This window comes from Streptomyces aurantiacus JA 4570 (assembly GCF_000414115.1).
In the GTDB taxonomy this organism is placed as follows: domain Bacteria; phylum Actinomycetota; class Actinomycetes; order Streptomycetales; family Streptomycetaceae; genus Streptomyces; species Streptomyces aurantiacus_A.
In genome coordinates, this window is the sequence record NZ_AOPZ01000007.1 from 50,611 (window position 1) to 74,424 (window position 23,814).

Annotated in this window: 21 protein-coding genes and 1 pseudogene; 11 read left to right on the forward strand and 11 right to left on the reverse strand. The window is 73.5% G+C overall.

All coding sequences use genetic code 11. The features are described 5' to 3' along the window. Positions 1–6: 6 nt before the first annotated feature. On the forward strand, positions 7–912 hold the full coding sequence (locus STRAU_RS00875) for a Gfo/Idh/MocA family protein (RefSeq protein WP_037656856.1): 906 nt from the start codon (positions 7–9) through the stop codon (positions 910–912). On the opposite strand, the pseudogene lnt reads toward STRAU_RS00875, so the two are convergent. The 5 genes and pseudogenes from lnt to STRAU_RS00895 form a co-directional block, all read right to left on the reverse strand. Further along, positions 836–2,531, reverse strand: a pseudogene (gene lnt, locus STRAU_RS00880) (apolipoprotein N-acyltransferase). The gene STRAU_RS00875 and the pseudogene lnt overlap by 77 nt on opposite strands. Before the next feature lie 68 nt (positions 2,532–2,599). Next, entirely contained in the window at positions 2,600–3,163 is a 564-nt protein-coding gene (locus STRAU_RS00885) for a nuclear transport factor 2 family protein (RefSeq protein WP_016638313.1), read from the reverse strand. Positions 3,164–3,382: 219 nt separating this feature from the next. Beyond that, positions 3,383–3,532 carry a hypothetical protein gene (locus tag STRAU_RS39785; protein WP_016638314.1) on the reverse strand — a complete coding sequence of 50 codons (150 nt, stop codon included), beginning with the start codon at positions 3,530–3,532 and terminating at the stop codon, positions 3,383–3,385. 242 nt (positions 3,533–3,774) lie between these two features. Continuing rightward, positions 3,775–4,362, reverse strand: coding sequence for a DUF2165 domain-containing protein (locus STRAU_RS00890; RefSeq protein WP_016638315.1), 588 nt, complete (start codon positions 4,360–4,362; stop codon positions 3,775–3,777). A gap of 137 nt (positions 4,363–4,499) precedes the next feature. Next, complete coding sequence (locus STRAU_RS00895) at positions 4,500–6,005, reverse strand: MFS transporter (protein WP_259299792.1); 1,506 nt, start codon at positions 6,003–6,005, stop codon at positions 4,500–4,502. Positions 6,006–6,071: 66 nt separating this feature from the next. On the opposite strand from STRAU_RS00895, the gene STRAU_RS00900 reads away from it, so the two are divergent. Further along, complete coding sequence (locus tag STRAU_RS00900) at positions 6,072–6,731, forward strand: TetR/AcrR family transcriptional regulator (protein WP_016638317.1); 660 nt, start codon at positions 6,072–6,074, stop codon at positions 6,729–6,731. Here the strand turns inward: STRAU_RS00900 and STRAU_RS00905 are convergent. Further along, positions 6,670–7,671, reverse strand: coding sequence for a LysR family transcriptional regulator (locus tag STRAU_RS00905; RefSeq protein WP_063890309.1), 1,002 nt, complete (start codon positions 7,669–7,671; stop codon positions 6,670–6,672). The two genes, STRAU_RS00900 and STRAU_RS00905, sit on opposite strands and share 62 nt — an antisense overlap. A 96-nt stretch (positions 7,672–7,767) precedes the next feature. Between STRAU_RS00905 and STRAU_RS00910 the strand changes: the two genes are divergently transcribed. Next, positions 7,768–8,352: a cupin domain-containing protein gene (locus STRAU_RS00910; RefSeq protein ID WP_016638319.1), complete on the forward strand. Its 585-nt coding sequence runs from the start codon at positions 7,768–7,770 to the stop codon at positions 8,350–8,352. On the opposite strand, the gene STRAU_RS00915 is transcribed toward STRAU_RS00910, so the two are convergent. Further along, positions 8,324–11,158 carry an alpha/beta hydrolase gene (locus tag STRAU_RS00915; protein WP_016638320.1) on the reverse strand — a complete coding sequence of 945 codons (2,835 nt, stop codon included), beginning with the start codon at positions 11,156–11,158 and terminating at the stop codon, positions 8,324–8,326. The two genes, STRAU_RS00910 and STRAU_RS00915, sit on opposite strands and share 29 nt — an antisense overlap. Positions 11,159–11,352: 194 nt before the next feature. Between STRAU_RS00915 and STRAU_RS00920 the strand changes: the two genes are divergently transcribed. The 6 genes from STRAU_RS00920 (at position 11,353) to STRAU_RS41205 (ending at position 16,759) form a co-directional block, all read left to right on the forward strand. Continuing rightward, a complete protein-coding gene (locus STRAU_RS00920; protein ID WP_016638321.1) occupies positions 11,353–11,925 on the forward strand; it encodes a GNAT family N-acetyltransferase in 573 nt (190 codons plus the stop codon). Between the two features lie 443 nt (positions 11,926–12,368). After that, positions 12,369–13,370, forward strand: coding sequence for an ATP-grasp domain-containing protein (locus STRAU_RS00925; protein WP_016638322.1), 1,002 nt, complete (start codon positions 12,369–12,371; stop codon positions 13,368–13,370). A gap of 73 nt (positions 13,371–13,443) precedes the next feature. Further along, a complete protein-coding gene (locus STRAU_RS00930; RefSeq protein WP_016638323.1) occupies positions 13,444–13,971 on the forward strand; it encodes a pyridoxamine 5'-phosphate oxidase family protein in 528 nt (175 codons plus the stop codon). 316 nt (positions 13,972–14,287) lie between these two features. After that, positions 14,288–14,635 carry a peptidase inhibitor family I36 protein gene (locus tag STRAU_RS00935; RefSeq protein ID WP_016638324.1) on the forward strand — a complete coding sequence of 116 codons (348 nt, stop codon included), beginning with the start codon at positions 14,288–14,290 and terminating at the stop codon, positions 14,633–14,635. 102 nt (positions 14,636–14,737) lie between these two features. After that, positions 14,738–15,904 carry an acyl-CoA dehydrogenase family protein gene (locus tag STRAU_RS00940; protein ID WP_016638325.1) on the forward strand — a complete coding sequence of 389 codons (1,167 nt, stop codon included), beginning with the start codon at positions 14,738–14,740 and terminating at the stop codon, positions 15,902–15,904. A 249-nt stretch (positions 15,905–16,153) separates the two neighbouring features. After that, positions 16,154–16,759, forward strand: a complete 606-nt coding sequence (locus STRAU_RS41205) for a hypothetical protein (protein WP_016638326.1) — start codon at positions 16,154–16,156, stop codon at positions 16,757–16,759. Positions 16,760–17,297: 538 nt separating this feature from the next. Here the strand turns inward: STRAU_RS41205 and STRAU_RS00950 are convergent. From STRAU_RS00950 to STRAU_RS00965, 4 genes are all read right to left on the reverse strand, one after another. Next, complete coding sequence (locus tag STRAU_RS00950) at positions 17,298–18,794, reverse strand: aminotransferase class I/II-fold pyridoxal phosphate-dependent enzyme (protein ID WP_037656900.1); 1,497 nt, start codon at positions 18,792–18,794, stop codon at positions 17,298–17,300. 93 nt (positions 18,795–18,887) lie between these two features. Next, complete coding sequence (locus STRAU_RS00955) at positions 18,888–19,763, reverse strand: undecaprenyl-diphosphate phosphatase (protein WP_016638328.1); 876 nt, start codon at positions 19,761–19,763, stop codon at positions 18,888–18,890. Positions 19,764–19,984: 221 nt separating this feature from the next. Beyond that, positions 19,985–20,638 carry an SAM-dependent methyltransferase gene (locus STRAU_RS00960; RefSeq protein ID WP_016638329.1) on the reverse strand — a complete coding sequence of 218 codons (654 nt, stop codon included), beginning with the start codon at positions 20,636–20,638 and terminating at the stop codon, positions 19,985–19,987. A 169-nt stretch (positions 20,639–20,807) separates the two neighbouring features. After that, positions 20,808–21,515 (reverse strand): TVP38/TMEM64 family protein, encoded by a 708-nt coding sequence (locus STRAU_RS00965; RefSeq protein ID WP_016638330.1) that lies wholly within the window; start codon positions 21,513–21,515, stop codon positions 20,808–20,810. A gap of 37 nt (positions 21,516–21,552) precedes the next feature. Between STRAU_RS00965 and STRAU_RS00970 the strand changes: the two genes are divergently transcribed. Next, entirely contained in the window at positions 21,553–22,281 is a 729-nt protein-coding gene (locus STRAU_RS00970) for a DNA alkylation repair protein (protein ID WP_106967764.1), read from the forward strand. A 348-nt stretch (positions 22,282–22,629) separates the two neighbouring features. Next, a complete protein-coding gene (tuf, locus tag STRAU_RS00975) occupies positions 22,630–23,814 on the forward strand; it encodes an elongation factor Tu (protein WP_016638333.1) in 1,185 nt (394 codons plus the stop codon).

The window sequence follows — 23,814 nt, forward strand, 5'->3', positions numbered from 1 at the left end:
ACAGTGGTGAAGGTCGGCTGCATCGGACTCGGAGACATCGCGAGGAAGGCGTACCTCCCTGTGCTCGCCACGCAGCCCGGCGTCGAACTGCACCTGCAGACGCGCACGCCGGCCACCCTGGAGCGGGTCGCGGCGGCCCATCACGTTCCCGGGGCCCGCCGCCACACCGACCTGGACTCGCTGCTCGCCCAGGGCCTCGACGCCGCCTTCGTGCACGCGCCGACCGCCGTCCACCCCGAGATCGTCACGCGCCTCCTGGAGGCGGGCGTGGCGACGTACGTGGACAAGCCGATCGCGTACGAACTCGCGGATTCCGAGCGGCTCGTGGCCCTGGCGGAGGAGCGCGGTGTCAGCCTCGCCGTCGGCTTCAACCGCCGCCACGCGCCCGGCTACGCCCAGTGCGCGGAGCACCCGCGCGAGCTGATCCTGATGCAGAAGAACCGCGTGGGCCTGCCGGAGGACCCGCGCACGATGATCCTGGACGACTTCATCCACGTCGTGGACACGCTGCGGTTCCTCGTGCCGGGACGGGTCGACCACGTGGCCGTGCGCGGGCGGATGGACAGGGGCCTGCTCGAACACGTCGTGCTGCAGCTCGCGGGCGACGGATTCACCGCGATCGGCGTGATGAACCGGCTGAGCGGGTCCACGGAGGAGGTCCTCGAGGTCTCCGGGCAGGACACCAAGCGGCAGGTGCTCAACCTCGCCGAGGTCGTCGACCACAAGGGACAGCCCAGCGTGCGGCGGCGCGGCGACTGGGTGCCGGTGGCGCGGCAGCGCGGCATCGAGCAGGTCGTGCTCGCCTTCCTGGACTCCGTGCGCGCGGGCAAGGTGCTCAGTGCCCGGGATGCGCTGGAGAGCCATGAGCTGTGCGAGCGGGTGGTGCGGGCTGTTCAGGAGCAGGCCGCCTGAAGCGATACGCCCGGGCGCCCTCCGCCAGGCACAGCAGGGCGAGGACGCCGAGCGCCGCGTGCACCGGCCAGTCGCCGAACCGCACGTACAAAGTGGTGCCCGTGGCCAGCGGAACCTCGTACTCGGCTGTGGTGGACGCGGACGTGCCGAGGGGCTTCCCGACGCGTTCGCCGCTCGGGCCGTAGACGGCCGAGACGCCGGTGAGCGTGGCGTGCACCATGGGGCGGCCGGTCTCGGCGGCCCGCACCGCGGCGAGCGACGCGTGCTGCTCCGGCGCCCAACTGCGCTGGAACGACGACGTGGCGGACTGCGCGAGCAGCACCTGCGCGCCCTCGCGGGTGAGGTGGCGGCTCATGTCGGGGAACGCCGACTCGAAGCACACCAGCGGGCCCACCCGCAGCCCCTGCCCGACGTCCATCACGACGGGCCGCTCGCCCCGCCTGCGGTCCTCGCCCGCGGCCTTGCCGACGGACGTCGCCCAGCCGAGCAGGGAGCGGGCCGGCACGTACTCGCCGAAGGGGACCAGGCGCATCTTGTCGTAGCGGTCGCCCGTAGGTCCTTCCGGGCCCACGAGCACCGTGCTCTTGAAGATGCCGGGCCGGTCCGAGCGGCGCGCGTCGACGTTCACCAGGATGTCGGCGTCGATCCGCCGGGACAGCGCGGTGATGCGCTCGGCCAGGTCGGGCCGGTCGGCCAGGTCGTGGGCGACGCTGCTCTCGCCCCACACCACCAGGTCCAGGTCGTGCCCCGCCAGTGACCGGGTCAGCTGCTCCTCGCGGGCGAACCGCTGGTCGGCGGCGCCCAGGCCGTTCATGACGCCGGGCTGGACGACGGCCACGCGGACGTGCCCGGCGGGGTCGGGGCGCGGGGACCAGGTCCAGGCCGCGGAGGTGGCGGCGGCCACGGCGAGGAGGCCCGCGAGCGCCGGTACACGGGCTGCGCGGGCTGCGCGGTCGGCGACGAGCGCGGCGACGCCCGTGTTCACGGCCACCACCAGGGCGCTGACCAGCCATACGCCGCCGACCGACGCGAGCCGCAGCGCGGGTTCGACCTGCCACTGGCTGGAGCCGAGCAGCCCCCAGGGCCCGCCGAGGCCCTCCCAGGACCGCACCAGTTCCACCATCAGCCAGCCGGACGGCAGCACGAGCAGCGCGGCGCCCGCCCGCCCGGGCGACGGCGTGCCGCCCAGGAGATGGCGTACGAGCCAGCCCCACGGCGCCCACAGCAGGCCCAGCAGCGCGGCGATGACGAGCGTGAAGACGTGCAGGCTCGGCAGCAGCCAGTGGTGCACGGCCACCATGAAGCCGAGCCCGCCGAGCCAGCCGTCGAGGGCCGCGCGGCGGCCCGTCGGCGCCGAGCGGGTGAGGAGCAGCCACGGCACCCAGCCACGGCACGAGCGCGACGTACGCGAACCACCACCACGACGGGGCCGGGAACGCGAGGGCGGGCAGCGCGCCGCACAGGGCGGCGAGGATGCCCCGCCGCCACGGTGAGGCGAGCGCCGCGGTGTGCGCCGCGCGCCACCGGCGTTTGTCGAGGGCGGGCCCCCGGCGCCGGGCCCCCGCGTCCGTCCGGAACGGCACCCACCGGTGCCGCCGGTTGCCGCCCAGCACATCCATGCAGCGCGCCTCCCTGCCCGACTCGGCTCCGACACCGCCGTAGGTCCAGTGTGCGCGCCCCCGACGATCTAGGACAGGGGGCGCCCGGTTCGCGTCGCCGGGGCGGGCCGGTGCTGTCTGCGCCACTTTTCCTGTACGACGACTTGGCGCAGCTGCCAGCCGCTGCGCGTGCGCACGGCGGTGAACGCGTAGCGGCCGCCGCACTCGAAGTCCGGTGCGGTGTCGGCCGGGGCGTCGGACCCGGCGGCGCTCTCGGCGGCGTCGGCCCCGTCCGTTCCTTCGGCCCCGTCCGGCCGGTGCCGGTCCGCGAGCCGCATGGGGTTGGCGTAGTCCGCCTGTACGCGCGCGAGGTCGCCCACGTCCTGATCGCGGACGTCGAAGCGGATCCTGCGGTTGACGATGAGGTGCTGGCGCATCGCGAACATCCGCAACATCTGGGCCAGCCAGTCGGCGACCTCCGCGCCGGTTCCTTCGATGCCGCCCGCCGACCGGTAGTCGGCGCGGCCGTCGGGTGCGAACAACTGGCGGTATCCGTCCCAGTCGCCGTCGTCGACGGCGATGGCGTAGTCGGTGATGAGGCTGTCGATGGCCAACCGGTCAAGCACTGCGGCGAGTTCCACGCGCTGCGTCATCGGCTCAGTCTTGGGCACCGGGAGGGTGGAGCCAAGAGGCCGTACGACAGTCGTCGTTCCGGTTGCCGTGGGGTGGCTTGATGTGCCGGGAGGGCATGCGCGCACGAGCGTGTGGGGCACGCTCGTGCGCGTGGACGAGTTTCTCGACGAGCAGTGACCGACCTCGGGGTCGACCGGCGGCCCGCACAAAGACGTTGTGACTGTTCCCCCGCCCGCCGCTTACGCGGCCTGCACGATCTCCGCGCGAACCGCCTCGGCCCACTCGGTCACGAGCTGCTCGTACTCCCGGCGCTGCTCGACGGAGAGTCGGCCGCCGGCGCGCAGCCAGAGACCTCGTATCCGCTCGTTCAGCTCGGATGACGACCGCACGGAACCATGGGGTTGAGGGGTTAAGGGCATGCGGTCAAGCCTAGGGGATAGCTCTGACAATCGGAACTGTCAGCTACCGCACACCTGCGGCACGTGATCGCGCCGAGGCGCCGCAAGGCGCGCGAGCCCGGCGCGAGTTGACGCTTGCGCGCTGGTCAGCGGGGCAAGTGGGGGCCACTGGGGCCGGCTGTGCGCCGGCCCGGCTGCCGTGTGTCGCCGTTTGCCAGTGACGGATGGCACGTCTACTCGTGGGGCGGCACCGCGTCGGGTGCGGGGGCGGCGGAGGCGCGTCCCGTGAACGGCAGGTGGATGAACAGGAGCACGATGCCGCACAGGGTGAACACGCGGGTGGCGGCGTCGACGCCGTTCCAGTCCTTCGACTGCCACATGGCGAACCACTCGCCGCCGATGCCTATGAAGCCGCCGCCGAACAGCAGCATGAGCATCAGCAGGCCCACGGTGCTGAGCCGCCGCGCGCGGGCGTGGCCGCCGCCCCGGCTGCGCAGCGCGCCGCACCACAGGACGGTCGCGGTGACGAGGACGAGTGCGGCCACTGTCTCCCAGGCGACGATGGCGACGTACGCGGTGTCCTGGAGGGCGCGCGACTCGATGGCGCGCCACATGATGTCCTCGTCCTTGAAGGTCGTGTCCATCGCCAGGACGTGCCGTACGTACTGCTGGTTGGTGCCGAAGTCGGTGATGTTGCCGAACGCGACGAGGGCGATGTACAGGGCGATGACCCCGGTCAGCACGGCCGCCGCCACGGTCGGCGCGCCCAGGGTGAGGCCCCGGTCGTCTCGCTGTTTGCGGTTGGCAGGCGTGGGGGTCATGCCGGGGCTCCCTCTGGGGATGGTCGGTGCGGCTGCGGCTGCGGGCGGTCGGCACATGATCTCAGGAGCCCGGGAACGGCACAGAGGCACGCTCCAGTTTCGCGTGCCCCTCTGGTAACGCCCCCTGAATCATTGAATCAAGCCGCGTTGGGCCGGATGCGTCGCGCCGCGAGGATTCCGGCGGCGGTGAGCGCGGCGGTGAGCGCGAACGTCGCCGTCAGGGCGACCGACACCGAGCCGCCGTGGGCCGCGGACAGGGACACGGCCGCGCCGCCGAGCCCGCTGAGGACCGCGACCGCGAGGGTCTGCGCGAGCTGCATCGAACCGCTGGCCTCGCCCTGCCGGTCGGCCGGCGCCTGCTCCATGGCGTCGGTGGTCGCGGCGTTGAAGGCCACGCCCATGCCCGCGCCCCCGATGGCCCACCCCGCCACCGCCGTCAGCGCGGGCACCGCGTCGACGAGGACGCCGAGTGCCATGACGACGATCCCCACGAGCAGCGCCGCGAACCCGGCCGCGATCGGCACGGCACGCGAGCGCCCGCTCCACCGGCTGTCCGCCCTGCCCTGCCACGCCGCCCCGAGCACCCAGGTGATGGCCCCCGCGGAGAGCCCCAACCCGGCCTCCGTGGCGCTCAGTTCGCGCAGCCGGACCAGCCCGAGCGGCAGGAACGCCTCGCTGCCGAAGTAGGCCCCGCAGAGCAGGAAGCGGAGCACGACGCCCGCGGGAACGCCGCGGCGCACGGAGAGGGTGCCCGCCGGTGTGACCCGGCGCAGGGCGACGACCGCCGTGCCGGCGCCCACGGCGACCAGCGGCACCAGCAGGGCGAGTTGGCGCAGTTGCAGGCCCGCGAGGAGGATGCCGGTGCCGGTCGCGAGCAGGACGCTCCGCGCGACCGGTGTGGACCACCACGGGTCCTTCTCGGCGGCCGGAGCGGCAGCCGAGGAGGCGGCCGGACTCGGGTGCCCGGCGCCGCCCGGCTGCCCGAGGCGTCGGAGCTGCGGCAGCGCGAGCACGGCGGCGACCGCGATCAGCGGCAGCAGGAGCACGAACACGCCCCGCCAGGAGACATGGTCGGAGATCACGGCCGCGATCGTCGGGCCGACCAGTGACGGGACGGTCCAGCCGCCCGACACGAGCGCGAACATCCGCGCGCGCAGGCGCTGCGGATAGGCCAGCGAGATCGCCGTGTAGGCCAGCGCCATGACGGCTCCCACGCCGAGCCCCTGGAGGAACCGCCCGGCCAGGAAGAGCGGCCAGTTGGCCGCGGAGCCCGCGACCGCGCAGCCGACGGCGAACACCGCGAGGCCGGCGGCCAGCGGCCGGGCGGGGCCGCCGCGGTCGGCGGCGCGGCCGGCGGCGACGGTGCCGATCAGGTTGGCCAGCATCAGCGCGGACAGCCCCCAGCCGTAGGCGTTGAGGCCGCCGAGCCGGCCCGCGATCTCCGGCAGCACGGTGGCGACGCCCATCGACTCGAAGGCGACAAGCGCGACGGACAGCACGATGCCCCAGGTCAGCGCGGTGTATGGGGCGGCGAAGACGCTTTCGGGGCGGGTGCCGGACGCGGGCGGGGACATGGGTGCGGCCGCTTCGTGCGCGGTCGATTCCCGCTCGGACGGCAAGTCGGTCGGCAAGTCGGACGACAAGGCGAATCACTTCTTTCGTTTCGATCCGGAACGGAACGAAAGAAGATGCTACCTATACTTGCCGTCATGGCAACCCCGGACCTCGCAGCGAGCGCCACCCACTCCTCCCGCACGACGGGACGGACGGGACGTCCCCGAGACGCGCGGCTCGACGAGGCGATCCTGAAGGCGACGCTGGAACTCCTGGAGGAGGCGGGTTATCCGCACCTGACGATGGAGGGCGTCGCGCGCCGCGCCGGCACGACCAAGCCGGCCATCCGCCGCCGCTGGCCGTCCCGGCAGCACCTGGTGATCTCGGCCCTCGCGGAGAGCATGGGCACCGCGCCCACCCCCGACACCGGGTGCACGCACTGCGATCTCATCCTGGGCATCGAGACCCTGAGCCAGGCGTTCGGCGGCACGCTGGGGCGCCGTACGCTGCCCGCGCTGGTGGCCGAGCTGGCCGACGATCCGGAGCTGGACCGCGTCTTCACCGAGACGCTCTTCCGCCCTCGCAGGGCCACGACCGAGGCGGCGCTGCGGCGGGGCATCGAGCGGGGCGACATCCGGCCCGACGCGGACATCGACCTGCTCCTGGACATGCTCGGCGCCACCACGTACCACCGGGTGCTGTTCGGGCACCTGCCCGTCACGGACTCCCTGGCCCACGACGTCGTGATGGCGGTCATGGAGGGGGCGGCGACCCCCCGTTGGCGCGGTCACTACCAGCAGCATCACGAGGCGTAGCGGTCGCGGTCTCGCGCAGGGCCTGGAGGAGTTGCCGCAGCGGCGGGCCGGGCGGCCCCGGTGGGGTGGCCAGTGACGTGGTGAGGGCCGGGGCGGCGAGGCGTCGTACGGTCACGTGGGGGACCGTCGGCAGGCCCGTGACCTCGTAGAAGACCGTCCAGGACGGGGAGTCGGCGCTCTGCTCGGCGAGTCCGGTGAGGGTCTCCTGGAGGGTGGTGAACGGCGGGCCGAGCAGCGGTTCGGCTCCGGTCGCCGCCCGCAGCGCGCCGGTCACGAGGTCGTGGAAGGGCGGGTTGTGCTCGCGCGGGGCGAGGCGCAGGGGCAGGCGGGCGAGTTGTTCGAGGCGCAGCGGCGAGGCGGTTCCCGTGGCCGGTGCGTGGCCGGACGTGGTTTCCTGCCCGTCGCCGGACTCGGCGGCCACCGGGTGCTCCGCTGGCAGCGCCACGTACAGCGGATCGCTCCACACCGGCAGCAGTTCGACCCCCGGTGCCCTCCGCACCGCCCGCACCAGCGCCGCGTCAAGTTCACCGGAACGCACCGCCGCGAGCCGCTCGGTGAGGGGCAGTCTCCGCAGGCGTACGCGGAGTTGAGGTGCCGTACGCCGCAGCGTGGCGAGGAGGCGGTACGTCCGGTCGCCCGGCCCCTGGACGGTGCCCAGGCGGAGCAGTCCCTCGGTGCCGGACGCGAGGGCGGACGCGACGTCCCGGGTGCGGCGCGCAGCCGCGAGCACGGCGTGCGCCTCGGGCAGCAGCCGCTCACCGGCACCGGAGAGCCGGACGTGCCGCGTGGACCGGTCGAACAGGGAGACCCCGAGTTCCCGCTCCAGGCGGCGGACCTGCTGGCTCACCGCCGACTGCACGATGCCGAGGCGCTCGGCGGCACGGCTGAAGCCGCCCTCTTCGGCGACGGCGGCGAAGTACTGGAGCTGGCGCAGTTCCACGGGGTCCCTTCTGCGGCACCGACGCGTGATTCATCGCGATCGGTGATTTCTGCAGGGGACAACTGCTTCTGGTTCGCGTCTTCTTCCCGGCCTTGAATGGGAGCCGTGGACAGACAGCAGACAGACAACGAGATGACGGCCCCGGCAACCCCGGGCGTCCCCGCCCTGATCGTGCCGCCCGGCGCGGCCGAACACGTCCCCCTGCCGCACGGCGGCGGCTTCGACCTGCTGGCCGACGCCTCGGCCACCGGCGGCGCCCTGGGCGCCAACCGCCTCACCCTCGGCGAGGGGGCCGACGGGGCCAGGCCGCACCACCACGCGAGGTCGACGGAGCTGTTCTACGTGCTCGACGGGGTGGTGGAGTTCTTCCTGGGAAGCGGGATGACGACGGTGGCGCGAGGCGGACTCGTCGTCATCCCGCCCGGGATGCCGCACGCGTTCGGCGCGGCGCCCGGGGCGACCGCCGATCTGCTGGCGGTCCTGACACCGGGTGTCGACCGGTTCGGCTACTTCCGTGCCCTGGGCCGCATTCAGCACGGCCTGGACACGTTCGAGGGCCTCCTGCCCGAACAGGACCGGTACGACGTGCACTTCCTCGGCGGCGCGGCCGCCGCGGACTGGGAGTCCGCGCGCGGCCGCGCCACGATCCGGGCTACGACGGGTCGCGCACCGTCCCCGTGACCTCCGGGCCCGGGTGCGGCTCCCACGCCTGGTCGTAGGTGACCAGGCGCAGCCGCACGGACTCCTTCGGCTCCCGCACCCGGTCCTTGACCGTGGGCACGGTCACCTCGGCACTCCGCTTGCCCGCGGCGATGCCCGCCGGGATGTACGGCATCTCCGAGACCTTGGACAGCCGGCGGGCCGGGTTCGGCGAGCTCCCGAAGGTGTCCTTCAGCCAGCGCTTGTCGACGTCCTTGGTGGACAGCTCCTTGCCGCCGCTCACGCGCCGGATGTCGAAGCCGGTCTCGATGTCCACGTCGGCCGTGGCGGACAGCGTGACGCGCCACTTCAGGGCCTTCCCCTCCGTGACGCGGTCCGCGACCGGCTTCACGGTGACCTTGGGCATCGGGTCGTCCTCGGTCACCTGCACGCCTCCGTGGTACGAACCGACCACCGCGCCGCGGACCGCCTTGGCCAGCACGTCGTGCGAGACGTCGGCGCCGTAGCGCTTGTTGCCCCGCACGGTGACCGGCACCTCGACGGGCTCGCCGCCCGGCCGCACCGTGACCGTCTTGTGGGTCGTCTTGTGCGTCCTCGGGTCCGTCACGAACAGGCGGACCTTGCCGCTGCCCTGCCCCGAGACCCGGATCGGCACGCGGTAGTTCCGGACTCCGGAGTCGCCTTCCTTGACCTTGAGCCGGCCGATGTCGACCCGCGCCAGCTCGGCGGCTCCGGCGTCCGGAGTGCCGGGGCGCCAGCCCCACGCGTCCATCAGCCAGGCACGCCCGGACCGGTTGCGCGGGGTCAGCTCCAGGGACGTCACCTTCTTGAGGTCGAGCCCCGCGCGGGCGGCCGCCGACAGCGGCACACGCACCTCGCGCCCCCAGTAGGAGGCGGTCACCTCGGTGCCGGGCAGGCCGTCGACGCGGACCTCGCCGAGCGTCACCCGCTTCCCCGACGCGTCGGAGACGGCGACGTCGAGCCGCGTTCCGGTGCTGTTGGGCGGCACGATCACGCGCAGCGCCAACGCGTCGGCGCCGTCGAGGGAGACGGCCTTCGCGGGACGTACCTTCGTCGCGGCACCCGCCTGCGACCAGCGCATGGCGACCGCGTGGCGGCCGGGCTCCGGTGAGGTCTCCCAGGCGGCGAAGTGCGGCGAGGCACCCCGCGTGCTGGAGGGGAGACAGGCACGGGAGTTCCTGCTGTCCACCTGTGCGCACAGCCGGCCGCCGGACACGGCGAGCGAGGAACTCGGCACGAACGCGGGCGTACGGTTGCCGCCGACGGCGTGGGTCAGCACGCGCGCGGGCTTCGCCGAGGGGGCGCGGCGGCCGGAGCCGTCGAGGAGCGGGCGCACCCGGTCGTCACCGCCGACGAAAAGCCGTGCCGCCGCGGCGATGTACGTGGAGCCCGCGGTCTGCTGCTGCTTGGCGGTCAGGCGGGTGTCCTTGCCCGGCGCGCACACCGGGTCGGGGCGCTCGCCGGACTGGAAGTCGTCGTCGGCCGGGGCCTGCGCCTGTCCCGGCGTCCACTCGCTGTTGAAGAAGTTGTGGTTGGCGCCCACCACATAGACCGCGCTGTGCAGGGCGGTGCCCCGGCCGACGCCGCGCGTCCCGTCGGCGTAGATCTGGCCCTGGAGGTCGGACACGTCGCCGTCGCAGCCCGGCAGGATCGTCATCGACGGCACGTCGGGAACGGGGTTCTGGCCGAAGATCGTGGGGCCGATGAGGACGGTGCCGCGGATGTTCCAGCGCGCCGGGCCCGGGGCGCCGTCCTCGGCGGCCGGCGGCGGCGTCAGGCTGTCGAGCGCGGCGCGGTTGACGCCTTCGCCGCCCCGGGAGTGGCCCACGAGCAGCACCTTGGACAGATCGGCCGGGGCGGTGTCGCGCACGGCCTTCGGCGCGTCGCCGCGGCCCGCGGACCAGTCCGCCCAGCGGGCGAGGTGCTGACGCACCAGCGACGAACGGGCCTGCGCGCCGCCGTCCTGGGCGACGTCGTCCTGGCCGTTGATGCCGTTGGCGGAGATCGACACCGTCACATAGCCCTGCGAGGCGAGGAGCTTCTGGTCGTGCAGATAGCCGCGGTGGCTGGGCACCGGCTTCATGCCGGACTTGCAGGGCCAGCCGCCGTCCTGGGCGCCGCCGGACTTGAAGCACGTGTAGTGGCGGCCGTGCAGGAACAGCGCGAGGGGCCGCTTCCCCGGGGCGTCGACCGGGCCCACCACGGCGGCCCGCATCTCCACGGGGTTGGGGAAGCCGGGCAGGCGCACCGACTTCTGCGTGTACTCACCGCTGACGGTGCGGTACTTGCCCGGGACGCCGGGGTCGACGCGGTTCGCGGGCTGGGGAGCGGCGGACTCGGCGGGCGGCGAGACCCGCGGCGGCGCGGGCGTGTCCTTCGCGCCTTCGTCCAGACGGCGGCCACCGGCCTGCGCCTGAAGCTCCGCGGCCTGTCCGATGCTCGCGCCGTCAAGGCGCAGTCGGAACGTCCGCTGGTCGTCAGTGGGCTTCGGGACGCCGATGAGCCGGTCGCCGGCGTAGAACTCGACGCGCGCGTCACCCATGGGTACGGGCTCGGGGGCGCGCCAGACCAGGTGCTTCCCGGCGCCGGACCCGTCGATCCGCCAGCCCTTGGGGAGTTGGCCCTCGGCTTCCCCGGGCGGTGCGGGGTCCCCCGGTGACGCGGGGTATGTCGACGGCAGGGCGTCTCTCGGTGACGCGGACGGTATTCGGTCGGCGGACGGCTGCGCGTGCGCCAGGCCCGGCACCCCCACCGCCAGCGCGAGGACCGCCGAGGCGGCGGTCACCGAGCGCGGGACATGGATCAAGACGTTCTCCCGTTCATCCAGTTGCTTTGGTCCCCCGGACCTGGAGGATGACGAGGGACGCGCAAGGGTTGCTTCGTGGGGTTTCGTACGTTGCCTCATGGGGCGTGCGGGATGGGGAATGCCGGATAAATGGGGCAAGTTGAGGCTCGGGACGGCCCTTGTGAGGCGAGTGTGGCGCCGCGCATGATGCCGGTATGGCTGATCATCTTCCCGCACCCACATCCACCTCCACACTCACGGCCGAGCCGCTGCCCATGCCTCTGGCCGCGGTCCGGCTCACCGCGTACACACCGGCCGATCTGGTCGAGATACTCGGCGACGCACCCGACCCTTTCGGCGTGGACGACGCCGGTCTGACGTGGCTGCCCAAGGAAGTTCACTTCGGCGTCAGGGCCGAGGGCCGACTCGTGGCCCACGCGGGCCTGTTGAGGGTGCCGGTGTCGATCGGCGGCACCGAGGCCGAGGTGATCGGCGTCGGCGGCGTGGCCGTCGCGGCCGACCTGCGGGGCCGCGGCCTCGCCCGGACCGTCCTGACGGCGGCGCTCGACCACGCGCGCACGCTGGGCCCCCGGCACGCGCTGCTCTTCTGCCGCCCGCCCCTCGTCGCCCTCTACGAGCGGCTCGGCTGGCGCACGCTGGAACAGGACATCCGCGTCGAGCAGGCGGGCGGCCCGGTGGTCATGCCGCTGCGGACGATGCGCACGCCGCTCGTGGACGGGGCCGAGTGGCCCCCGGGAGAGGTGCGGCTGCTGTCGTTCCCGATGTGACGGGCCGGAGTCGGAGCCGTAGCCCGAGCCCGGCCGGGGCGGGGCACGGCGCGACGCACAGGGCGCACGGGCGGGGCAGGCGGCGCAGGGCCGGGAGCAGGAGCCGGGCCTGCCTGCGCCCTGGCAGGGTGTCCGGCCCGCGCTTACAGTGTGGGCCCAAGGCTCTGCGGCACGGCAAGGCAGGGCCTCGGCCCTGCGGCACGGATCGCGGAAAGGGCGCGGAAAGGGCGCAGCCCCGTCCCGTGGTCACCAGCACCCCCGGGCGGGCGTCGCCCCGGCCCGCCACCGCCGGGACGACCAGCGGGCGCGGCCGACGCGGCGCCGCACGGGGTGCGGTGGCCTCCTGCCGCTGGGCAGGCACCATCCCGCCCTGAACTCCACCCGGGTCCGCGCCGCGACGTGCGCGCGGGCCGAGTGCGCGTCGAGAGCCGCTGGAGGCAGCCGTGTCCGGACCGTGCGTCGCCCTGATCGCCGACCCCACGTCCCCAGAGGGCTGCCGGGAGTACCTCGCCCGGGCCGTCGAAGTGCTCACGGGCGCCCCGCCCCACCGCATCGACGCCCGGCACTTCGCCCCGTGCGGCACCGGCCGCGTGCGGGACCGCGACGGCGTCCGCTTACGCCTGCACGTCCCCGACCAGGGGCTGGAGGTGGTGCCTGACGTGGTGGTCCTGTACGAGATCCCGCCGCACCGGCGCCGCGCCCTCGCCGCCTTCCAGCGCCTCCTCGCCCACCACCACGCGGTGACGCTGGGCGCCGGCGTCGCGGCGTGGCGTACGGCCACCGAGAAGGACCGCACGGTCGCCCACTTCGAGCGGGACGGCGTCGCCCACATGGACACCGTCGTCCTGTCGCGGCCGGGCGCACGCGAGGCGGCCGCCGCTTTCGAGCGGCTCGGACGGGACACCTGGGCCCGGCCGGTCGTCGGCACCGGCGGCAGCGACACCTTCCACGTCACCACCGAGGCCCAACTGGCCGAAGCCACCGACTACTACGCGCGTCGGCGCAGCGCGTGGCTGCTGTCGCGCGACGCCGGCAACGTCACCGCCGACGGCGACCGGCACCAGTTCCGTGTGTTCGTGCTCGGCGGCCGCGTCATCCATGCCCGTGAGCACATCCAGCCCGCGACGGACACGCCCTGCAACACCTGCCAAGGGGCGACGGCCGTCCCCATCGCCCCGGCCGACCTGCCGCGGCGCCTCGCCGAACTGTCCGTCGCCGCCACCGCGTCGATGGGGCTGCCCTTCGCCGGGGTCGACCTCGCGATCGAGAACGGCGGGGTCGTCTTCGAGGTCAACGTCCAGCCCGCCTTCATCGACGGCGAGTTGGAGACGGTGGCCGTCCCCTACATCCAGGCCCACCTCGACGCGCTCGCCCGGACGGCGGGCAGCCGCCGGGGCCACCGTCCGGCGCGGAGCCGCCCGGGGGCCGCGGTCCGGGCCGCGTAGGCCGGGAGGAGTAGGGCGCGTAGGGCCGGAGCCCCATGTGCGGCGCAGGGAGCGCCGATTAGGGTCGGCGGTCATGCAGACCACCGGAAGCACACGGCGCGACCTGCGGGAACGTACCCGCGACACCCTGGAGCGGCTCGACCGCGAACGGGACATCTGGCTGGCGACCGCCCATCCCGGGCATGGCCCGCACCAAGTGCCGCTGTGGTTCTGGTGGGACGGGGAATCGGTGTGGATGTGCACCGGCGAGACGTCCGCTACGGCACGCAACGCGCGGGCGGAGCCGCGGGTGCGGCTGGCGCTGCCCGACACGTTCGACGTGGTGGTGCTGCGCGGGGAGGCGGAGTGCTTTCCCGCGCCGGACGTCCCGGCGGAGGCGGCGGACGCGTTCGCCGGGAAGTTCGGGTGGGACCCGAGGGCGGAGGACGGGCCGTTCCTGTACATCCGGGTGGTGCCGCGGACGGTGCTCGCGTGGCGCGGGGAGCCGGAGTTGCGGGGGCGGGTCATCGTGCGGGACGGGGAGTGGCTGGACCGGGACCGGGGCGGGGCGTGGGTGGACCGCGACCGGGACAGGGAGCGGGTGGACCGGGACCGCGGCTGAGCCGTCGGGTGCGCCGTGCGTGAGCCCGTCGCGGGCCCCTACCTCCTCGTATGCGAGGAAAGGCTTCTTCCGACCCGGTTTTACACCTTTGGGTGAACAGCCGCATGCGCGGATCCGCGCGGGGGCAGCCTGGCGGCCTGACGGTGCTCGTCGGCCGAAAGCCGTGCGCCGCACACCCGAAGCACACCACGCAGAAAGGCCACAGCCCGACATGACGCTGAAGCACTCCTCCGCCACTCCTGAGTCCCCCCTCGCAACCGCCCCGCAACCCGCGTCCGCACCGAGGGCGAGGAACGTCAAGCGGGCTCTCCTCGGCATGGCGGCGGCGCTGCTCGTGGCCGGAACCCTCGCCGTGGCCACCCCGGCAGGCGCCGCCGACTGTCCCAGCGGCCACTTCTGCGCCTGGGAACACTCCAACTTCGACGGTCAGCGCGCCAACTGGTCCGGCGACGACGGCTGGTGGGAGAGCTACATCGCGGACGAGGACTCCTCGTGGGCCAACCACGGCATCTCGGGCCCCGGCGTCAAGGACCACGTCAAGGTGTACTCGCGGGCCCACCAGGGCGGACACATGACCATCTGCCTCACCCCGGGCCAGGAGGTCGGCTACAACGGCGCGGCCAACGACGACGGCGACTCCCACACGTGGGCCATGAGCTGCTGACCCGAAGCGTCCCGTACGGGCCTGCCGCCTTCGGGTGGCGGGCCCGTACGTTTGCCCCAGCACAGGTCCTCCCGCAGTCGTCGCGAGAAGGAGCGTCCCCGCGTGAGCACGCTCGACATCCTGCCCCCGGACGAGCAACTCGTCGTCGCCACGGTGCGCGACTTCGTGGACAAGGAGGTGAAGCCGGTCGTACGGGAGCTGGAGCACGCCGACACCTACCCGGAGGCCCTGATCGAGCGGATGAAGGAGCTCGGCGTCTTCGGTCTCGCCGTCCCGGAGGCGTACGGCGGCACTCCCGTCTCCACCTTCTGCTACGTCCTGCTCACCGAGGAACTCGCCCGCGGCTGGATGAGCCTGGCCGGGGCGATGGGCGGGCACACCGTGGTCGCCAAGCTGCTCCAGCACTTCGGCACCGAGGAGCAGCGCCGCCGCCATCTGCCGCGGATGGCCACGGGCGAGACGCGCGCGACCATGGCCCTCACCGAACCGGGCGGCGGCTCCGACCTCCAGGCCCTGCGCACCGTCGCCCGCAAGGACGCGGACGGCTACCTCGTCAACGGTTCGAAGACGTGGATCACCAACTCCCGCCGCTCGGGGCTGATCGCCCTGCTGTGCAAGACCGACCCCGACGCCACCCCGGCGCACCGCGGCATCTCCCTCCTCCTGGTCGAGCACGGTCCCGGCCTGACGGTCTCGCGGGACCTGCCGAAACTCGGCTACAAGGGCGTCGAGAGCTGCGAGTTGACGTTCGCGGACCACCGTGCCCCGGCCGAAGCCCTGCTCGGCGGGGTCGAGGGCCGCGGCTTCGCCCAGATCATGAAGGGCCTGGAGACAGGGCGGCTCCAGGTCGCCGCCCGCGCGCTCGGAGTCGGCCGGGCGGCCCTGGAGGACGCGCTGGCCTACGCGCGGACGCGGGAGTCGTTCGGCAAGCCCATCTGGCAGCACCAGGCGATCGGCACCTACCTCGCGGACATGGCCACCTCCCTCACCGCCGCCCGCCAACTCACCCTGCACGCCGCCCGCCGGGCCGACGCCGGACACCGCGTGGACATGGAGGCGGGCATGGCCAAGCTCTTCGCCTCCGAGACCGCCATGCAGATCGCCCTCAACGCCCTGCGCATCCACGGCGGTCACGGCTACTCCACCGAGTTCGACATCGAACGCTACTTCCGCGACGCGCCCCTGATGATCGTCGGCGAGGGCACCAACGAGATCCAGCGCAATGTCATCGTGAGCCGGCTCGTGGAGCGGGGCGGCCTGGACGTATGACCTGGAGTGCGGGGGCGGGCGGCGCACCGGGGGAGTCGGGCCGCGCACAAGTGGAGTCGCGGCGCGCATAAGCGGAGCCGGACCGCGCATAAGAGAAGTAAGGCGTCGTGGCCGACCCCTGGCCGGCCGACGGCGCACCGTGCCCCGGACCCTGGCGCGCCCCCCTGGTGGGGGCGTCATCCCTGTCCGCCCGCAGCCCTTCCGGGACGTGGCGGCAAGAGGAGGTCGGCTGTGGGGAACGTGCGCTGCATGACGGAGGCGGAGTGCCGTGAGGTGCTGGCCCGGGCCTGGGCGGGGCGCCTGGCGGTGGCCCGGCGCGGGCGGCCGTATGTGGAACTGGTCAGCCTGGTGGTCAGCGACGGGGCGCCGGTGGCGCTGGTCCCCGACGCCGGCCCGGTCGCGCGGGCGCTGCCTCCCGTGGTGGCCCCCCGGCAGTGGGTGGTCCTGGAGGCCGACGACGCCCAGGACATGGACGGCGCCCACCGTGCGGTGCGGGCGGTCACGGCGCTGGGCAGGCCCCGCTGGCTCGTGGCGACCGACGAGGTCGGCGCGTGCCGCCGGGCCGCGAGCGCGCGGGGCCTGGACGTCGCGCCGGACATCGGGTTCCTGACGCTGACCGGGCCCGTCCTGAGCGGCGAGCGGCATCTGCTGCGCTGTGGCCCCGGCCAGGAACCACTCGCGAGCGAGGCACCGGTGCGCGACGACGGCACAACCGCCGCTCCGCCCACGGGAGTTGGCGCCCGCGACGGGGTGGGAGCCCACCAGGAATCGACAGGACTGCACCGGCGCGGCGGCCCCCGGCGGGGGATCGCCTCCCGTATGCGACCGCGCTCTTCACCGCGCGGCCCTGGGTGACTGCCGTGGGCACCGGCATGGTCAGGAAGCGGCCACCAAGGCATCGGCACAGCCAGGAACGCCCCCTTGGACTTCTGGACTTCCCATGGACTTGTCGACCCGCACGCAGACCGTCCGACGTCGACCGCAGCCGTGCCCACTCTCCTCACCGCCGTGCCACGGCCGGTCGTGCCGTCCGGCATGTGGCGGCCGCGCCTGACGCGGTCGTAGGCGAGGGGTGACAGGCAGCCGGGGCCGCGCTCCAAGGCGGCGGACACCGCGGTCCCGGCTCCTCCTCTCCTCGGGGGTGGCTCCCGCCCGCCCCCGAGGAGAGGGCAGCGGTGCGAGGACGCCCGGCGGAGGGGGAGCCGCCACGTCCTCGCACCTGCGGCCGCCGCCCCCGCCGACGAACCGGCGGCGGCCGACCGGGGGATACGCCCGTCCCCCCAGCGTGCACCCATCTGACGGAAAAAGCGCCACCCTTGCCTACACAACGTGCCGAGACGGCCGTTTTAGGTAACACAGGGGTTGATGGGGCGTAAGTGACTACGTACCGTGACTAGTTGGCGTCTCGCCCGGCGGCCGGGCCGTCCGCGACGACTCGTACGGAGTCCAGGCCCGGGTCCGCGGCGTCGGGAACGTTCATGCCGGCGGCGACGCCCGAGCGGAGGTAGTTCAGGACGGGCGGGGTGAGGCGTTCGCCGGGCAGGACGGCGGGGATGCCGGGCGGGTAGGGGGTGAGCATCTCCGCGGCGACGCGCCCGTCCGCCTTGCCGATCGGTACGTCCTCGACGGGCCCGAAGAAGGCGTCGCGGGGCAGCACGGCCTGCTCCAGACGCAGCTCGGCCGGGGAGGGGACCTCGACGGGGACCGGGCGCGGCAGCCGGGACGCGCCGCGGGCGAGCGCGGTGAGCGCCTGGATCAGCGGGCGTGTGGTGTCTTCGCTGTCGGCGTGCGTGAGCTGTGTGCTGACGCGCCGGTGGTCGGCGATGTGGGCGTCGATCGCGTGGTGTTCGCGGAGCCAGTCGGCCGCCTGATAGCCGCTGATGCCGAGGCCCGTGACGTCGATGACCACGGGCAGCGGGTCGAAGTCGGCGGCGAGGCCGGGGCCGCAGAAGTCGGCCCGGTCGTTGACGTGCAGGCCGTCGATGTTCTCGATCGCCGCCCGTACCTCGTGGGCGAGGTCCAGGGCCCGGCCGATGAGTTCGCGGCCGTGCAGCGCCATCTGGCGGCGCCAGCCGTCGAGCCCGGCGTAGATGAGGACGGAGGGGCTGGTGGTGCCGAGCAGGTCCGCGCGGCCCTCCAGGAGATGGGGCTCGATCAGGTCGCCCTGGAGGTGGAAGACGGATCCCTGTTCCAGGCCGCTGCCCATCTTGTGGATGCTGGTCACGCACACGTCCGCGCCCGCGTCCATGGCCCAGGCCGGCAGCTCGGGGTGGAACGGCAGATGCGCGCCCCATGCCTCGTCCACGATGAGGGGCAGGGAGCGGCGGTGGCAGACCCGGGCGATTCCCTCCAGGTCGGCGGCGCCCCCGTACGGAGTGGGGCTGGTGACCAGGGCGCCCCGCGCGTCGGGGTGGGCGTCGAAAGCCTTCTCGAAGTCGGCGGGCCCGGGCGGATGGGCCAGGTGGCGCTCCGCGTCCCAGCGGGGCTCCACCCACACCGGCCGGATTCCGGACAGGACCAGGCCGGACACCACCGACTTGTGGGCGTCCCGGCCGATGAGGAGCTCGGTGTGCGGGCCCGCGGCGGCGAGCATCGCGGCCTTCACCGACAGCGAGCTGCCGCAGGTCGAGAAGAACGTGTGGGACGCGTGCACCGCGTGCGCCATCAGCTCCTCCGCGCGCCGCAGCACCCCCGCCCGGGTCAGCCGGTCGTCGAGACCGCCGGAGGCCAGCAGGTCGCCGTGGAACACGGCGTCGCCGAGCACCGCGCGGACCGCGGGATCCGCGCCCCGGGCCTGCTTGTGGCCCGGGGGCGTGAACGCCATGTGCCCGTGCTCGCGGTAGTCGGTGAGCGCTTCGAGGACAGGGGCCTGCGTGTGATCGACCGGCATGACGTACGCCTTCCCGCCATCGCCGCGCACAACCGGTCCGTCACTCCGCCGCCACGGCGGACGCCGCCGTCGGTGCGTCGGTCAGGACAGCCCTTAGCCCGCCGACTCGCCCGCGTGCGGGCTCAGCGTGCCCGCACCGACGAGGATGAACAGCACGATGCCGAGCAGGATCCGGTAGTACACGAAGGGCATAAAGCTCTTGGTGGTAATGAAGCGCATGAACCACGCGATTACGGCATATCCGACCACGAACGCGATGATCGTGGCGAAGATCGTGGGGCCCCAGGAGACATGGCCGCCCTCGCCCGCGTCCTTCAGCTCGAAGACACCCGAGGCGAGGACGGCGGGGATGGCGAGCAGGAAGGAATAGCGGGCCGCGGCCTCGCGGGTGTAACCCATGAGCAGGCCGCCGCTGATGGTGGCGCCGGAGCGGGAGACGCCGGGGATGAGCGCCATGGCCTGGCAGACGCCGTAGATCAGGCCGTCCCTGACGCCCAGTTCCTTGAGCCCCTTGCGCTCGCGCACGGCACGGTGCTTGCCGCCGGTCTCGTCGCGCGCCGCGAGGCGGTCGGCGATACCGAGGACGACGCCCATGACGATCAGCGTCGTGGCGATCAGGCGCAGATCGCGGAAGGGCCCCTCGATCTGGTCCTTGAACGTGACGCCGAGGACGCCGATGGGGATCGAGCCGACGATGACGAGCCAGCCCATCTTGGCGTCGTGGTCGGACCGCGGCACCTTGCCGAACAGCGAGCCGAACCACGCCGAGATGATCCGCCCGATGTCCTTGCGGAAGTAGATCAGGACGGCGGCCTCGGTGCCGATCTGAGTGATCGCGGTGAAGGCGGCACCCGGGTCGTGCCAGCCGGCGAACGCCGCGGTCAGTCGCAGATGCGCGCTGGATGAGATCGGAAGGAACTCGGTCAGTCCCTGGACGAGTCCGAGAATGAACGATTCGAGCCAAGACATGAAAACTGCGCCGTCCAGTAACTGATCGTGCGCTGACCCGGGAGGTGGCGGTCAGAGGCGTTGGAGGGGGACCAGGAGCGGCGAGGCGTGGTGCGTGCGTGCGCGGGGTCGGTCGGTGGGCCGGGAGGGGTGATCACGTGCCTCGCCGGGGGCAGCGTAGCGTCACAAGATGAAGCCCCCGCGCGAGGGCCGCCGGATACGGTCTCCCGCACCGCGGCGGGCTAGCCCGCGCGGCGGAGCGTGAGGACGGCGTCGGCGCGTGAGCCGGGCCGGCCGTCGGGGCCGGGCAGCTCGCGGGTGAGGAGTTCGTCGGTCTCGACCGTCCACTCCCGCCCGGCCGGGCCGAGCTGGGCGAGCATCTCGGCGTTGGTCTGGAAGTGGTACGCGAACGGCGGCTCGTCCTGCCAGGAGGGCCAGCCCGCGTGGCTCCCGATGACCAGCACCCCGCCGGGCGCGACCGCGTCGGCCGCCCGGCCGAGGATGCCCTCGCGCTCGCCGTCGCGCGCCACGGGCGAGTGCAGGAACTGCGCCGACACGAGGTCGAAGGAGCCCTCCGGGAACGACTGCGACAGGTCGTGCCGCTGCCAGTCGATCAGCTCGTCGAGCCCGGCCCGCGCGGCGCGGCCGGCGGCCCGGCGCAGCACGGTCGCCGACACGTCGACGGCCGTCACGCGCCAGCCGCGTTCGGCGAGCCACAGCGCGTCGCCGCCCTCGGCGCACCCGAGGTCGAGCGCGGTGCCGGACGGCAGCCCCGCGACCTCCCGGACGAGCAGTTCGTTGGGCCTCGGGCGGTCGGGCGCGGCGTCGCGGTCGCGGTCTCGGTAGAAGTCCTCCCAGTACGCCTGGGCGCTGCGGGGCGAAGAGGTGTCGGTCATCGGTCGTCCTCCTGGGGGCGCGTGGGTGCTCGTACGCGGCAGAGCGTGTGCCCAGGAGGGACGGACCGGCAAGGAACTTTGCGGATCTGGCAAAGGGGAGGCGAGGGGAAGGGGGGAGAGGGGAGAGGGGAGAGAGGTGGCGCGGAAGAAGCCGGGTGGCCGTCCGGCCTCAGTGCCGCCCCCGCAGGCGATGCCGCTTGCACCACGCCACCACCGCGCCCGCGACACCCGTCACCACGATGAACCCCATCGCGATCAGGAACGCGGGCGACGTGGGCGTGGACGCGCGGGCGCCCGCTATGACGTAGGCCGCCGTGTTCGGGATCGAGCCGATGGCCGTGGCGAGCAGGAACGGCAGCCAGCCCATGCGGGACACCGCCGCGCAGTAGTTGGCGGCCGCGAACGGCACGCCCGGGAAGAGCCGGGCCGCCAGCATCGAGCGGAACCCGTGCCTGCTGAGCTGGCCGTCGGCCGCCTTCAGCCAGCGGCCCCGCAGCAGCGGCCGCAGCGCGTCCTGCCCGAGGAACCGGCCGAGGCCGAAGGACACCCCGGCCCCGATGACCGTGCCCGCGATCGCCGCGGACAGCCCGGCCGCCGAGCCGAACAGCGCGCCCGCCGCCAGGTTGAGCAGCGGCCGCGGGACGAACGCGACCGTGCACGCGCCGTACGCCACCGCGAACACGCACACCGCGGCGGCGCCGCCGAACTGCGGCGGCCAGCCGTCCGCGAGCAGCCGCTGCGGCTCGAAGAACAGCACGCCCGTCGCCGCCGCGGCGAGCAGCAGCACGAGCAGGGACAGCCGCGCCCACGGCGAGAGAAGCACCCGCGTGCAGCGCACGGCGAGGCGTGGCGTCGGGGCGGCGGCGGTGTCGAGCATCCGGAGAGACTAACCGGCACATGTGTCTGATCGCCGTATGGTGCGTCTCATGGGCGTCACAGTGCCAGTCGCAGTGCCGAGAAGTGCTCTCGCCGACACCGTCGTCGGGCGGCTCACGGCGACGTACGCACCAGCGGCCGATCCGGTGCGGGCCGCGGACATGCGGGCGTACATGAAGGACATCGCGCCGTTCCTCGGCCTCGCGTCGCCGGTCCGCCGGGACTTGGCCCGCGCCGTCCTGGCGGGAACGCCGCGGCCCGACGAGGCGGACTGCGCCGCGATCGCGCTGCGCTGCTGGGAGCTGCCGGAGCGCGAGTACCAGTACTTCGCCGTGGACTATCTGCGGCGGCACGTGAAGCGGTGCTCGTCCGCGTTCCTGCCGGTGGCCCGGCATCTGGTGACGACGCGCTCCTGGTGGGACACCGTCGACGCGCTCGCCGCGCACGTAGTCGGCGGGCTCGTCGCCGCCGACCCCGGGCTGCGGACGGCCATGGACGAGTGGATCGAGGACGACGACCTGTGGGTCGCCCGCACCGCGCTGCTCCATCAGCTCCGCTTCAAGGACGCCACCGACACCGGCCGCCTCTTCGCGTACTGCGCACGGCAGGCGCGGCACCCCGACTTCTTCGTCCGCAAGGCGATCGGCTGGTGTCTGAGGGAGTACGCGAAGACGGATCCGGACGCGGTACGGGACTTCGTGGGGCGGCACCGGGACGTGCTGGCGCCGTTGTCGGTGCGGGAGGCGCTGAAGAACTGCGGCGGCTGACGGGGCGCGCCGGACCTCAAGTGACGCGTGCGTCAGGGAAATTCATTCGACGCCGGGCAGGGCGTCGGCAATGATCGGCGACATGTTCCGGCACGCCTTTCACACAGCTTTGTCCGCAGTCGCGGACGCTGTTCGGGCTGCCGTCCTCCCGCTCGCAGCACCGCTCGCCGCCCTCGCGGTCGCGGCGCGGCTCACCGCCCTTCCTTCCGACGGCGCCCGAAGCTGACCCTCCCCGGACATTCCGGCGGACCCCGCAGGGGGAGGGTCGGCCAGGCCCCAGGGGTCCCCGTCCGCCGGCCGTCCGTGCCGCGCGGGCCTCACCTTTCGAGTTCCGGAGCAGGAACCGCCATGTCCAAGACGGCTTACGTCCGCACCAAGCCCCACCTCAACATCGGCACGATGGGCCACGTCGACCACGGCAAGACCACCCTGACCGCCGCCATCACCAAGGTCCTCAGCGAGCGCGGCACCGGCACCTTCGTGCCCTTCGACCGCATCGACCGCGCGCCGGAGGAGGCGCAGCGCGGCATCACCATCAACATCGCGCACGTCGAGTACGAGACCGACACCCGGCACTACGCCCACGTCGACATGCCCGGCCACGCCGACTACGTGAAGAACATGGTCACCGGCGCGGCCCAACTGGACGGCGCGATCCTCGTCGTGTCCGCGCTCGACGGGATCATGCCGCAGACGGCCGAGCACGTCCTGCTCGCCCGCCAGGTCGGCGTCGACCACATCGTCGTCGCGCTCAACAAGGCGGACGCCGTCGACGACGGCGAGGACACTGTGCTGACGGACCTGGTCGAGCTGGAGGTCCGCGAGCTGTTGTCCTCCCACGGGTACGGCGGCGACGCGGTGCCCGTCGTCCGGGTCTCGGGGCTCAAGGCCCTTGAGGGAGACCCGCGTTGGACGGCGGCGGTCGAGGCGCTCCTGGACGCCGTGGACACGTACGTCCCGATGCCGGAGCGCTATGTGGACGCGCCCTTCCTGCTCCCGGTGGAGAACGTCCTCACGATCACCGGCCGGGGCACGGTCGTCACCGGCGCCGTCGAGCGGGGGATCGTGCGGGTCGGCGACCGGGTGCAGGTGCTCGGCGGGGACGACGCCGAGACGGTCGTCACCGGCCTGGAGACCTTCGGCAAGCCGATGGACTCCGCGCAGGCGGGCGACAACGTGGCGCTGCTGCTGCGCGGCATGCCGCGCGACGCCGTGCGCCGCGGCCACGTCGTCGCCGCGCCCGGCAGCGTCAGTCCCAGTCGTCGCTTCACCGCGCAGGTGTACGTCCTGTCCGCCCGCGAAGGCGGCCGCGCCACCCCGGTGTCGACCGGCTACCGCCCGCAGTTCTACATCCGCACCGCGGACGTGGTCGGCGACATCGACCTGGGCGAGGCGGCCGTCGCCCGGCCCGGCGACACGGTCACCATGACCGTCGAGCTCGGCCGTGACCTGCCGTTGGAGCCGGGGCTCGGCTTCGCGATCCGCGAGGGCGGGCGGACGGTGGGGGCCGGGACGGTCACGGAGGTCGGCTGA